This window comes from Amorphus sp. 3PC139-8, assembly GCF_040750475.1.
Lineage (GTDB): Bacteria > Pseudomonadota > Alphaproteobacteria > Rhizobiales > Amorphaceae > Amorphus.
This window is the reverse complement of the sequence record NZ_JABJVY010000035.1, coordinates 1-12,064: the sequence shown is the minus strand read 5'-3', so window position 1 is coordinate 12,064 and position 12,064 is coordinate 1. Positions and strand designations below refer to the sequence as shown.

Here is a 12,064-nt window from a genome sequence, read left to right as displayed (position 1 = left end):
GGCGCCGGTGGCGACGATCTCCTCTTGGCGCAATTGCCTGGCTCCGTTCGGCTTTTCATGGAATCGCGGAACGGTTCTAACCTATTAATTCAGAGCGTTTCCGGACGGCCGACCGGTGTCCACTTGGCCTGGACATGCTCTAATAGACGACGGTCAAAAGCCTTCCGGCCTGGACAGTGCGCAGGCCGACGGCGGTCGAGAGATCGTTCAGGGCCGCGTGCGGGTCAGAAAGATCCAGCGTCCCCGTGATCCGCCGATCGCCGAGTGCCGGGTTAGCGATCACAACCTTGCCAGGCAGGTGCCGGGCGAGGTTGCCGACGACCCAAGTCAAGGGCCTGTCTTCGAACACGAGCCTGCCGGAGCGCCAGGGCGTCTCCATGCCGTCGGGAACCGTTTCGACTGCCCCGAGGGTGCCGTCACGCACCGAAGTGCGCATGTGCGGCGAAAGGACGACGCCCGCTCCGTCGCCGGTGCGGACCCGAACCTTACCTTCCGTGACCGTTATTTCGGCCTGACCTGCCGTACGGTTGACGTCGAAGGCGGTTCCGACCGCTTCGAAACGCTCGTCGCCCACCTGCACGACGAACGGACGCGCGCGATTGGGCGCGACTTCGAAATAGGCCTGGCCTTTGAGAAGTCGGATCCGCCGTTCGTCGGTGGTGAAGTCCTCCGCGACGGCGCTTCCTGCGTCGAGTTGAACCGTCGAGCCGTCGCCTAAGCGGAGGATCGGGCTCTCGTTCGCGCCGGAGACGATATCGGCCTGAAGGCGGGTCGGACCATCGGCCCATAAGAACATTCCGCCGGCCAGAACGAGACAGACCAGCAGCACGGCCGGCAGCAGCGGGCCGTTGCCTTTTCTCCGGATCGCGGCGCGCGTGTCTTCGGGGTTCTCTCTCAGCGCGTCGGCCGATTCGCCGAAGAGCCGACGTGCCTTCTCGAACGCCTCGGCGTGGGCGGGATCGCGGCCCAGCCACTCCTCGAAGGCGCGGCGATCTTCATCGGGCGTATCTGCGTCTTCCAGATGCAGCAGCCACTCGATGGCCTGTTCGCGGATATCGTGCGGTTTCTCGGATGTCACGGCCGGCGGCATCGTTGGTCTCGGTCTATCTTGGAGGCTGTTATGGACTTCAAATGGGGCTGCGCCGTTGCCGTTTTCTTCGCTCCGGCAGGAGCCGATCGATGCGCGGACCGGGAGTACGGTCGAGATCGGCGACGAACCGGCGCAAACAAAGCGACCGGTCCGAAGGGGTGGGGACAGAGGGACGGCGAATGCGTCGAAGGGCTCCCAAATACGGTAGAGTATTCGGATCGCCTTTCTCCTGTTGTCCGCGCCGCTCTCCCCGACGCAGCTTCTATTCCAAGTCCATAACAGCCTCTAGAGATAGACGAATGGGAGAGGGCGACGCGGCCTATCCGTTTTCGAATTCGTCTATTTTTTCCATGCAGTGAAGCATCGCCTTGCGCAAGTGGCGGTTGACCTGCCCGCGGGTGATGCCGAGCTGTTCGGCGATCTCATCCTTGTCCATTCCGGCCAGGCGATGGGCGATGAAGACGTCGCGGCGCTGAGCGGGCAGCGCGAGGATCGCCTTGCGCAGGACGGCCAGCCGGCGCGACAGGTCGAGCCGGGTCTCGATCGGCGCAGCGATGGTGGGCGCGTGGACGGAGATGTCGAGGGATTCAAACAGCCGTGCCTCGAATGCGGCGCGCCGGGCCCGGTCGATCCCCAGATTGACCGCCGCCCGGATCAGGAACGCCCGCAGCGAGGACTTGCCGACCAGGCGCTCCGGCTTGCGCGAGAGCTGAATATAGAGGTCGTGAACAATCTCGGTGGCTTGGCTCGTGCCGGCTCCGCGCCGGCGGATCGCGGCGTGAAGGTCTGAATAGTAGGCCGAGATCGCCTGATCCAAGAGCGCCCTGGCTGCATCGATCTCGACCGGCGCCGCCTGGCCCCCTTGCTCGCACTGATACTCGTCTGCGACGTCCACGTCCGCCCCGGCGTCCAAATGATGAGTATTGCCCACTCGATCGAGCTGGGTCCGCAAACGATAGCAATTCTTCGACAGTTAACGCAAGTTCAATCAGAATATACACTTTGTAATAACTAAAAATTTGTCATGCGAACATGGATATGGACCGGCGTTTATTAGGAGATCGCAAAGAGTAAATGCGAGTTCTATATTTCCTGGCGGGGCAGGAAATGTCGATCAAATTGTTCGGCCGGAATTGAGGATTTCGAAGTTGGGGACGTCGGACTGGAATGCTTCTGCTCTGGCTTGACTCCCGACCGCGACGCTTTATCCCTGACCGTGACGGTGCCCTTTCGGGCTCAATAGGGAACACGGTGCGGCGACGCGCGCCAACTCCGTGACTGCCCCCGCAACTGTGAGCGGCGAGTTCTCCGCGTTGGACGCCACTGGGGTCGAAATGATCCTGGGAAGGCAGCGGAGCGACGAGGACCCGCAAGTCAGGAGACCTGCCGTCAGCCGTGGTCACGCGCGGTCACATCGGGCGGGGTGTCTCGATGGGTACGGTCTCCATGTTCCTCGCATGGGTCCGCCTCGATCGCGGTGACGTGCCATCCGGCCGTGTGCCGCTCGAGGACTGCCATGTTATCTTTTCCGACGTCTCTTCGTGGACGGCGTACTGCCGTGCGCCGTGTTGCCTGCGCCACCGTTTCGCTGTCGCCGTTCCTTCTTGCGCTGCCCGCGCATGCTCAGGATGCCGATCTCGGCGACGCCTCGGTGGTCGCGCTGCCGGAGATCTCCGTCACGGCGAACCTGGCGCCCACGTCGCTGGACAAGGTTGGCAGCGCGGTCACCGTGATCACCGGAGAGGAGCTGCGCGAGCAGAAGATCCAGTTCGTGTCCGACGCGCTGCGGCAAGTACCGGGTCTGGCGGTCAACCGCACGGGACCGATCGGACAGCTCACCCAGGTTCGTATCCGTGGATCGGAAGGCAACCAGACGAAGGTTTTTATCGACGGCGTTCCGGTGAATGACCCTGCCTTCGGCTCGGAGTTCGATTTTTCCACGCTGCTCGCTGACGACGTGGAGCGGATCGAGGTCCTCAGGGGGCCCCAAAGCGCGCTCTACGGCTCCGACGCGGTCGGCGGCGTCATCAACATCGTGACCCGGACCGGCGAGCCGGGAACCCATATCTCCGGTCGGCTCGAGGGTGGCTCGTTCGGGACGGTCAACGGGAATGCGTCGATCAGCGGCGCCGGCGAGATGTACAACTTCATCGTGAGCGGAATGGGCTACAAAACCGACGGGATCTCGGTCGCCAGCGAAAATCTCGGCAACACGGAGAAGGACGGCTATCGCAACGGCACCGTGTTCGCGAAAGGCAGCCTTAGCCCCAACGAGTATTTCGATATGTCGGGCGTGATCCGCTACACCAGCACCAAGACGGACACCGACACCGATACCTACCTGCCAGCTTACGGCCATACAGGGCCGACGGATTCGCTGCAGGACACCACCGGCGACGACCTCTACTCGCGCGCCCAGGCCCGGCTCAGCCTGTTCGACCACCACTGGGAGCAGATCGCCGGCGTCAGCTACACCAAGACGGACACCAAGTATCGCAATCTCGCTCCGACCGTCGTGACCAGCACCTATGAAGGCTCGACGCGTCGGTTCGACTACCAGTCGAACGTGTTCTTCAACACACCGGAGGTGTTCGATGCGAGCCACGTGGTGACCTTCGCGGTCCAGAACGAAGAGGATGGCGTGGTCTCCGACTCGGCCTATTCCTCGTTCGACCGCACGGTGAATTCCACCGGCTTCGTCGGCCAGTATCAGCTCAGCCTGTTTGAGAATTTGAACCTGACCGGCAGCATCCGTCACGACGTCAACGAAATCTTCGAGGATTCCACGACTTACCGGGCGACAGCGGCCTATTTCATCGATCGGACGGGCACCAAGCTGCACGGCTCGTTCGGCACCGGCGTGAAGAACCCGACGATGTTCGAGCTTTACGGCTACACCAACACCTATAGCGGCAATCCGGACCTCAAGCCCGAAGAGGCGACCGGCTGGGATGTCGGCGTCGACCAGCAATTGTTCGCGGGGCGGGCCGGCGTCGATGTGACCTATTTCAACCAGCGGATCTCCGACATGATCACCGGCTCCGGGCAGAGTTCCATCAACCTGCCCGGCACCTCGAAGATCGACGGCGTCGAGGTTGGGCTGTCGGTGAATCCGATCGATCCGCTGACGGTGCGCGCTTCCTACACCTACACCGATGGTCACGATGCGACCGGTGCCGAGCTGGTCCGCCGGCCGCGCAACGTCGCCAGCCTGGATATCAACTACCGCTTCCTGCACGACCGGGCGAACGTGAACCTCAACATCGACTATACCGGCGTCCAGAAGGACTGGGTGTACAATCAAAGCTACACTCAGACCTATGTCGTCGATCTGGATGCCTATACGCTGGTCAACCTCGCGGCATCCTACGATGTCAACGAAAATGCCCAGATCTATGGCCGTGTGAACAACATCCTGAACGAGGATTACTATGACGTTTGGGGCTACGGCGAAGAGGGGATCAGCGCATACGCCGGTGTCAAGCTGACCTTCTGATGACGGTGTCGCGCATTTTCTCGGCGGTCGTAGGGTGCGCGGCCGCCGGTCTCTTTCTCGGGATTTTGACCGGTCCGGCCGCGTCGATGGCGGACGATGAGCGGGCGGCGCCGGAGCGCGTCGTCTCGATGAACCTATGTGCCGACGAACTTCTGCTGCGGCTCGCGGATCCCGACCAGATCGTGTCGGTCACCTATCTGGGCCAGAACCCGGACCAATCGACCGTGGCTGACAAAGCGGCGCGCTACCCGGCGAACCATGGGCTGGCGGAGGAAATCCTGCGCCTGTCGCCGGATCTCGTGGTGGCGGGCCGCTACACCACCCGCACGACGGTCGATTTCCTGCGCAGGGTCGGCGAGCCGGTTCTTGAACTGGAGGTCCCGACCACACTGCCGGAGGTCGAGGCTCAGATCCGGATGCTCGGAGACCGTCTCGGCCAGTCGGAGCGGGCGGAGGCGATGGTCGCGGAAATTGCCGGGGCGTTCGTCGGGCCGGCCACGCCGGATGACGACGCGCCGACCGCCGTCGTATTCGCGCCGAATGGCTTCACGGTGGGTGCCGGCTCGCTGGTGGATACCGTCATCGAGGCGGCGGGCCTGCGCAATCTCGGCGCCGAGCAGGATCTCGGTCGCTATCGGCGCTTGTCGCTGGAGCAGCTTGCCCGGCTTAAGCCCGATGTGCTCATCCTCAACGCCGAGGAAACCTCGCCGGCGCTCGCCTACGAGGTCCTCCATCATCCGATCCTGGATAGGCTTCCCAAGGCCCCGCTGGTGGTGTCCCTGTCGCCCAGGCTGTGGACCTGCGCCGGGCCGGCGCTCGTCGATGCGCTAGCACTCCTGAGGCAAGCCGCCGAGACGATCGAGACCCACCGGAGGGCCGGCCAATGAGGCGTGCAGAGGTGAGCTATCCGTGGCTCCTCGCCTTGCTGGGCGGCCTTGCCCTGGTCCTGTTCGCCTTGTCGCTCGCGATCGGCTATGCCCCGCTGGACCTGCCGGCGGCCGGCGCCGACGCCTTGGGCGGCCGTGAAACGATCGGCGCGCTCGTGCTCGTCGAGCTCCGGCTGCCGCGGGCGCTGCTCGGTCTGCTCGTTGGCTTCACGCTGGGGCTGTCGGGCGCCGTCATGCAAGGCTTTCTGCGCAACCCGCTCGCCGAGCCTGGCGTGGTCGGCGTCTCCGGCGGGGCGGCACTCGGCGCGGTTGTTGTGTTCTATTCCGGGCTCGCGGCCACATCGTCGCTGCTGTTGCCGCTCGGCGGCATCGTCGCCGCGTTGCTCGTGGGCGGGCTTCTGTTCGCGGTCGCCGGACGCGGCATGAGCACGACGACGCTGATCCTGGCAGGCGTCGCCATCAACAGCCTCGCCGGCGCGTTGATCTCGCTGACGCTCAATCTGGCGCCGAACCCCTATGCGGCGATGGAGATTATGTTCTGGCTGATGGGCTCGCTCGCCGACCGCAGCTTCTCCCATGTCTGGGTCGCCATCGCTCCGATGATCGTCGGCTGGATGCTGCTCCTGTCGACGTCGCGGGCCCTCGACGCCCTGTCGCTCGGCGAAGAAACGGCGCGTACCCTCGGCATCGGCATGCGCCGGGTGCGCGCGGCCGTTGTCGGTGGCGTTGCGCTGTCGGTCGGCGCGGCGACGGCGGTCACCGGCGTGATCGGCTTCGTGGGGCTGGTCGTGCCGCATCTGCTCCGTCCTTTCGTTGCCCATCGTCCGGGACGGTTGTTGTTCGCAAGCGGTCTCGGCGGGGCCTCGCTGACGCTCGCCGCCGACATCGCCGTGCGGCTGATTCCGAGCCGCCCGGAGCTTCAGCTCGGCGTCGTGACGGCGATCATCGGCGCGCCCTTCCTGTTCTCGCTGGTCTGGCGCTACCGGAGGCTGGAGAGATGAGGATCGAGGCGCGCGACATCACGGTCCGTTTGAACGGAACGACGATCCTGGACCGCGTGGGCTTTGCGGCGGGACCGGGGGAGCTGGTCGGTCTCATCGGTCCGAACGGGGCGGGCAAGTCCACGCTTCTCTCCGTGCTTGCCCGGCTTAGAGTGCCCGATGCCGGTTCGGTGCTCTATGACGCAGTTGCCGCCGACAACGTTGACGCGCGCAAACTTGCGCAATGGCTCGCCTTCCTGACCCAGTCCGGTCGCGTGGAGTGGCCGCTCACGGTCGAACGGGTGGTGGCGCTCGGCCGACTCCCCTATTCCAGCGGGTTCGGAGCGTCCGATGCCGCGCGCGACGAGGCGGCGATTTCCAGGGCGATGCGTGCCGCCGAGATCGAGCAATTCGCCGGCCGGTCGATCGAGACCCTTTCCGGCGGCGAGCGCACCCGCGTTCTTCTGGCCCGCGCCCTGGCCGTGGAGGCGGACATGCTGCTCGCCGACGAGCCGACGGCCGCGCTCGATCCCTATCACCAGCTCGAGGTGATGGAGCTCCTGGCGCGGACGGTCCGAGACGGCGCCGGGGTGGTCGTCGTGCTGCACGACCTGTCGCTCGCCGCCCGCTTCTGCGACCGGCTGGTGCTTTTGACCCGAGGCAGGGTCGTTGCCGAAGGACGGCCGGATCAGGTTCTGACCGAAGAGCGCATCGCCGAAATCTATGGCGTCTCTTCGGTTCTGGGCGCGCATGAGGGGCAACCGTTCGTCGTCCCTTGGCGGCGCCTTCCCAAAGGATCGACGGCAGGAGGGGCGGAATGACGAAGACCGCAAACACGGCAGCCGGCGCGCTCTTGTGCCGCTTGTTGCAAGATCCGCGTGCTGGCTGGAGTGTCGGAACCTTCGGTGCGATCGCGGAATTCCTGCGCGATCCGGACGAAGCGACCGCTTTCGCGGATGATCTCTCTGTCGCGACAGCGCGCGGAGCGCTTCGGATCGTTCCCGCAGCCGAACTCCGCCTTGTCGCCTACGAGACGCCGGCCAAGGATCCGACGAGCTGGAACCACGCGATCGCGCTCTGCCTGCCGGCGGAGCAGGCGGCCATGAACCGGCGCACCGTGGTCACCGAGCTCGGGCCGGATACGGACGCGGTCGATCCGGTCGACCGGGAGGCGATCCTGTTCGATATGGGGCTTGGCACCCACCAGGTCGATGTCTGCGTGCGCAGTGCCGATCCGGCGACGACTCAGCGGTTGCGCGAAGCGGTCGGGCGATCCGTTTCCGATCCCGCCAATCCGCTGATGGCCGAAATGCCGGCGCTCTCGCCGCACCGGGTATTCGTCACCAAGCTCGGCCGGAGCGAGGTCAAGCAGCCGATCCCCGCGCCGGACGCGCAGAGCCCGGAGGGGCCGCACACCCACGTTCTGCCGCAACTGCTTAAGACCGGGCGCACCCATGCCGCCAACGATCCGATCCCCGACGGCCTCGTGCCCTGCGCGCATCTCTATCCCGCCCATCCTCTGAAGGACCATTTCGGTCGCACCTGGCCCTTCGACGCATCGGCCCACACGGCGTTCCAGGCCATTCTCGCCGATCACGGCGTGCCCGAGCTGGTCCGGACCAAGGCGGAGATCTGGGAAGCTCTGGCCGAAGGCGTCGATCCGGCGGAGCTTGCCGAACCGAACACGCGGGACCGGCGCGCGGCGGTGAAGGTGGCGATCGCCCAGCACGGGCATCTCGTCGCGTAAGCGGGAGGCGAGGGCCAACGCAACCGGTTTGCGATCGACCGCGAAGCTGGGCCGAGGGGCGCATCGGATGCATGGCAGCCGGCCGCTTGCCGCCCTGGGACGGGGCTCGGATCTATGATACCGGCAATACATCCCTGTCTTTTAAGCGGCTTTCTTCGTGTCCGACGCGCCTTCGTTCCGCTCCTCCCTTGGCTGGTTCGTGAAGGGCGTGAGCAAGATGGCGTCGGTGCCGGCGGTCGTGCTGATCACCGCCCAGATCGGATTTGCCGCGCTTGCGCGGGATGCGGGGCTCAGCCTGACGGAAACGATCTTTCTCGCCCTGACGGTCTGGGCGTTGCCGGCCCAACTCGTGTTCGTGGGCTCGGTTTTGAACGGGGCGGGCTGGATCGCGACCGCGCTTGCCGTGACGCTCTCCTCGATCCGCTTCCTGCCGATGCTGATGTCGTGGACGCCTGTCGTGCGCGCGCCGCGAACCTCGCGTTTGCGCCTGCTCGCCCTGTCGCATTTCGTGGCCGTGACGTCCTGGGTCTTCACCATGTCGGAGATGCCCAAGACGCCGGCGCCGGCGCGGCTCGCCTACTTCGCGGGGTTCGCCATCGGCCTCGTCACGGTCAATCTGGTCGCGGCGGCGATCGGGTTCGTGGCGATCGGTCATATTCCCGGCTGGCTCTCGGCCGCCCTGCTCCTGATGACCCCGCTCTATTTTCTGCTCACCCTGTCGGGCGCGGGGCGGGTGCGGGCGGATCATCTGGCGATGATTTTCGGGCTGGCGCTGGGGCCGATCGCGCATGTGGCCGGCCTGGGTCTTGACCTTCTCTGGGCCGGGGTGATCGGCGGAACGCTTGCCTATGTCGGCGGCCGTATCGGGAGAGCCCGGTCATGAGCGGTGCGGCGGATATGAACCTCGCCGGCCTTGGGCCTTATCTCTCGATCCTAATCGCTGCGGCGGTGCCGACCCATGTCTGGCGCTGGCTCGGCGTGCTGCTCGCAGGCCGGCTGACGGAGGATTCGGAGTTCTTCGCCTGGATCAAGGCGGTTGCGACAGCGCTCGTGGCCGGCCTGATCGCGCAGTTGATCCTGTTTCCCAACGGGGCCCTCGCCGATGTGGCGATGGAGGTTCGGGTCGGTGCCGCCCTCGCCGGTCTTGCGGTCTACTTCGTCACCGGCAAGCGGTTGGTCCTAGGCCTTTTGGTGGCCGAGGCGCTGGTGATCGGCACCTGGTTCTTGTTCTGATCCATCGGTTTTGCGCGTTTCCGGACGGCGAACCGGCTTCGCCTTCGCCCGGAAACGCTTCCGCGCGCCGTACGCGACGTGGCCGGGAGCGCCCCTTCGGCTGGCCGGCGCGCGGGTGCGCGCTGGCTTGGTCAACTCGAGAACCGGGCGCTCAAGCCCCGGCAAGCGCCGCCTTCAGCTTGTCGGCCTGGGCCAGCAAGACCTCCTGGTCGGCCATGTCGCCCGTGTGCGGGCGCAGCGCGACCCCGTCGAAGCGCGGCAGAATGTGGACATGGGTGTGGAACACCACCTGCCCGCCGGCCGGCTCGGAGAATTGCTGAATGGTGATGCCGTCGGCCGAAAATGCCTGCTTCGCGGCCTTGGCGAGCTTCTGGGCGGTGACCATGACGGCGAAGAGGTCGTCCGGAGCGATGTCGAGGATGTTGCGCGACGGCGCCTTCGGAATCACCAGGCAGTGACCATCGCTGCGCGGCATGATGTCCATGAAGGCGAAGGTCTTCTCGTCCTCGTAGACCTTGATCGCCGGAAGCTCGCCGCGAAGGATCTTCGCGAAGACGTTGGTGTCGTCGTAACCGGTCATCGGGCCTCTCTCCGCAGTTTGCGGCGCGACGCTACAAGATCCGCCTGACAGGTCAAGCCGAATGGCCCCGTGTCCTCAAGACCCGTCCTCTCGGCGATAGGGCGCGTGATCGGAGAGGATGTCGCGCTCCACCGCGACCGCCTCGCGCTCGCGCGCCAGATAGTCGGCGATCGCCTTTCTTAGGCCCGGATGCAGGATGAAATGGGCTGAGCGCGTGAGGGTCGGCTCGTAACCGCGGGCGAGCTTGTGGTCGCCCTGGGCGCCGGCCTCGACCCGCGTCAGGCCGCGCGACAGCGCGAACTCGATCGCCTGATAGTAGCAGATCTCGAAATGCAGGAACGGATGGTCCTCCAGGCAACCCCAGTAGCGGCCGTAGAGCGTGTCCGAGCCCATCAGGTTGAGCGCGCCGGCGACGGCATGGCCCTCGTTGCGGGCGAACACCAGGGCCACCCGATCCGCCATCTTATCCGAAAGCGCGGAAAAAAAGGCGCGGTTGAGATAGGGCCGGCCCCATTTGCGGGCGCCGGTGTCGGTGTAGAAGGCGAAGAAGTCGTCCCAGTGGGCCTCGGTCAGGTCGGCGCCGCTGACCCACTCGATGGCGAGCCCGGCAGCGACGGCGTCGCGCCGCTCGCGCTTGATCTGCTTGCGCTTGCGCGACGACAGCGCGGCCAGGAAGCCGTCGAAATCGCCATAGCCGCGGTCCACCCAATGGAACTGGACGTCGGTGCGCGGCAAGTAGCCTTGCGCCTCCAGGATCTCCCAGTCCTCCTTAAGCAGGAAGGTCGCGTGCACCGAGGAGGCTTCGGCTTGTTGCGCGAAGGTGGCGAGCCCTTCCGCCAAGTGCGTTTTCAGGACCTGCGCTTCGGGACCGGGCGGCACCAGCAAGCGCGGTCCCGTCACGGGCGTGAACGGAACGGAGACCTGAAGCTTGGGGTAGTAGGTGCCGCCGGCGCGCTCGAAGGCATCGGCCCAGCCGTGGTCGAACACATATTCGCCTTGGGAATGGGTTTTCAGGTAGCTCGGCGCGGCGGCGCGCAGCGTTCCCGCCTCATCCTCGATCAGGAGCGGGCGGGGATACCAGCCGCTTCGGCCATCCACGCAGCCGGTTTCCTCCAGTGCCGTCAGGAAGTCGTGATCCACGAACGGATCGTAGCCTCGGGCCGGCGTGCCGTCGGCAATGAGATTGCCGTTTTCGCGCCGCCATCCGGGATTGGCGAGGCCGTTCCAGACCGTGCGATCGAGCGAGGCGACGCTGCCGGCGGCTTTGAGGACGAGATTCGACGATCGGGTCGGGTCGGCGGTCATGAAGGATCCGGAGCCAAGCGGGAGGAGGGCGACGGTACCCCCGTTAAGGGTAAGCGCTTGCGGGCCGACCTCAAGAGGGGCCGGGTAGGCAATCGGAGTTGGCGCGGCGAATGTGGCGCGCAAAATGCGTCAGAATGCAGCACGGGAAAAGTTCTCAGCGGGCCTTATGTCCGACGGAATCGCCTGCGCCCCTGGGCCGGCGCTAAAACGCTTCGACGTACGAAAGGACACCGAATGACGGGTGTGGACCGCGCGCAGCTCTACGAACGGATTGGCGGTGCTGCGACCATCGACCGGCTGGTCGAGGTGTTTTATGCGCGCATGGACACGCTACCGGAAGCGCAAGGCATCCGTGCGCTGCACCGGCCGGATCTCACCTCCACCAAAGAGGTTTTCAAGCGCTATCTCGGCGAATGGACCGGTGGACCGCGACTTTATTCGGCCGAAAAGGGCCATCCGCGCCTGCGCTGGCGCCATCTCGGCGTGCCGATCGGCGAAAGCGAGCGCGACCAATGGCTGATGTGCATGCGCGGCGCGCTGGATGAAACCGTCGCCGACGACGAGGCGCGGGCCGTGCTCTATGATGCGATGGCGGGGCTGGCGGACTGGATGCGCAATCAGCCCGGCAATCCGCACGAGGCGAGCGCCCGCTGCTGATTGCCGGGGCGAGGCGACGCGAAGGGGTTCGTGGAGGACTTCATGGAGTCCTATTCTCTGCCCGCCAAGAATCTCTCCGCCGCCGCCGA

General features: G+C 65.5%; 12 protein-coding genes and 1 riboswitch. Of the genes, 8 read left to right on the top strand and 4 right to left on the bottom strand.

Going from position 1 to position 12,064, the window contains the following annotated elements:
- Positions 1–139: 139 nt before the first annotated feature.
- Together HNS03_RS23015 and HNS03_RS23010 are read right to left on the bottom strand one after the other, a co-directional pair.
- A complete protein-coding gene (locus HNS03_RS23015) occupies positions 140–1,078 on the bottom strand; it encodes a FecR domain-containing protein (RefSeq protein ID WP_367198402.1) in 939 nt (312 codons plus the stop codon).
- 331 nt (positions 1,079–1,409) lie between these two features.
- Positions 1,410–1,985 carry an RNA polymerase sigma factor gene (locus tag HNS03_RS23010; RefSeq protein ID WP_367198401.1) on the bottom strand — a complete coding sequence of 192 codons (576 nt, stop codon included), beginning with the start codon at positions 1,983–1,985 and terminating at the stop codon, positions 1,410–1,412.
- 308 nt (positions 1,986–2,293) lie between these two features.
- Positions 2,294–2,496: riboswitch (cobalamin riboswitch) on the top strand.
- A gap of 152 nt (positions 2,497–2,648) precedes the next feature.
- On the opposite strand from HNS03_RS23010, the gene HNS03_RS23005 reads away from it, so the two are divergent.
- From HNS03_RS23005 to HNS03_RS22975, 7 genes are all read left to right on the top strand, one after another.
- The gene (locus HNS03_RS23005; RefSeq protein ID WP_367198400.1) at positions 2,649–4,586 is read left to right on the top strand and encodes a TonB-dependent receptor plug domain-containing protein; all 1,938 of its coding nucleotides are present in this window, start codon (positions 2,649–2,651) and stop codon (positions 4,584–4,586) included.
- A complete protein-coding gene (locus HNS03_RS23000) occupies positions 4,586–5,473 on the top strand; it encodes an ABC transporter substrate-binding protein (protein ID WP_367198399.1) in 888 nt (295 codons plus the stop codon). Before HNS03_RS23005 ends, HNS03_RS23000 begins: the two co-directional genes overlap by 1 nt.
- The gene (locus HNS03_RS22995) at positions 5,470–6,474 is read left to right on the top strand and encodes a FecCD family ABC transporter permease (RefSeq protein WP_367198397.1); all 1,005 of its coding nucleotides are present in this window, start codon (positions 5,470–5,472) and stop codon (positions 6,472–6,474) included. Before HNS03_RS23000 ends, HNS03_RS22995 begins: the two co-directional genes overlap by 4 nt.
- A complete protein-coding gene (locus HNS03_RS22990) occupies positions 6,471–7,274 on the top strand; it encodes an ABC transporter ATP-binding protein (RefSeq protein WP_367198396.1) in 804 nt (267 codons plus the stop codon). The genes HNS03_RS22995 and HNS03_RS22990 overlap by 4 nt, the downstream gene beginning before the upstream one ends.
- Positions 7,271–8,200: a hypothetical protein gene (locus HNS03_RS22985; protein WP_367198395.1), complete on the top strand. Its 930-nt coding sequence runs from the start codon at positions 7,271–7,273 to the stop codon at positions 8,198–8,200. Before HNS03_RS22990 ends, HNS03_RS22985 begins: the two co-directional genes overlap by 4 nt.
- Before the next feature lie 157 nt (positions 8,201–8,357).
- Positions 8,358–9,083, top strand: a complete 726-nt coding sequence (locus HNS03_RS22980) for an AzlC family ABC transporter permease (protein ID WP_367198394.1) — start codon at positions 8,358–8,360, stop codon at positions 9,081–9,083.
- On the top strand, positions 9,080–9,433 hold the full coding sequence (locus tag HNS03_RS22975; protein ID WP_367198393.1) for an AzlD domain-containing protein: 354 nt from the start codon (positions 9,080–9,082) through the stop codon (positions 9,431–9,433). The genes HNS03_RS22980 and HNS03_RS22975 overlap by 4 nt, the downstream gene beginning before the upstream one ends.
- Before the next feature lie 151 nt (positions 9,434–9,584).
- Here the strand turns inward: HNS03_RS22975 and HNS03_RS22970 are convergent, their stop codons facing one another.
- Complete coding sequence (locus HNS03_RS22970) at positions 9,585–10,013, bottom strand: HIT family protein (RefSeq protein ID WP_367198392.1); 429 nt, start codon at positions 10,011–10,013, stop codon at positions 9,585–9,587.
- 75 nt (positions 10,014–10,088) lie between these two features.
- Positions 10,089–11,318 carry a GNAT family N-acetyltransferase gene (locus tag HNS03_RS22965; protein WP_367198391.1) on the bottom strand — a complete coding sequence of 410 codons (1,230 nt, stop codon included), beginning with the start codon at positions 11,316–11,318 and terminating at the stop codon, positions 10,089–10,091.
- A 234-nt stretch (positions 11,319–11,552) separates the two neighbouring features.
- Here HNS03_RS22965 and HNS03_RS22960 point away from each other — a divergent pair, with 234 nt between their 5' ends.
- The gene (locus HNS03_RS22960; RefSeq protein WP_367198390.1) at positions 11,553–11,975 is read left to right on the top strand and encodes a group II truncated hemoglobin; all 423 of its coding nucleotides are present in this window, start codon (positions 11,553–11,555) and stop codon (positions 11,973–11,975) included.
- Positions 11,976–12,064 lie beyond the last annotated feature (89 nt).

What these genes read in the sequence shown, in the direction of transcription:
- HNS03_RS23000 (WP_367198399.1), top strand. Translation starts at nt 4,586, where the DNA reads ATGACGGTGTCGCGCATTTTCTCGGCGGTCGTAGGGTGCGCGGCCGCC.
- HNS03_RS22995 (WP_367198397.1), top strand. Translation starts at nt 5,470, where the DNA reads ATGAGGCGTGCAGAGGTGAGCTATCCGTGGCTCCTCGCCTTGCTGGGC.
- HNS03_RS22960 (WP_367198390.1), top strand. Translation starts at nt 11,553, where the DNA reads ATGACGGGTGTGGACCGCGCGCAGCTCTACGAACGGATTGGCGGTGCT.
- HNS03_RS22965 (WP_367198391.1), bottom strand. Translation starts at nt 11,318, where the DNA reads ATGACCGCCGACCCGACCCGATCGTCGAATCTCGTCCTCAAAGCCGCC.
- HNS03_RS22970 (WP_367198392.1), bottom strand. Translation starts at nt 10,013, where the DNA reads ATGACCGGTTACGACGACACCAACGTCTTCGCGAAGATCCTTCGCGGC.
- HNS03_RS22975 (WP_367198393.1), top strand. Translation starts at nt 9,080, where the DNA reads ATGAGCGGTGCGGCGGATATGAACCTCGCCGGCCTTGGGCCTTATCTC.
- HNS03_RS22985 (WP_367198395.1), top strand. Translation starts at nt 7,271, where the DNA reads ATGACGAAGACCGCAAACACGGCAGCCGGCGCGCTCTTGTGCCGCTTG.
- HNS03_RS22990 (WP_367198396.1), top strand. Translation starts at nt 6,471, where the DNA reads ATGAGGATCGAGGCGCGCGACATCACGGTCCGTTTGAACGGAACGACG.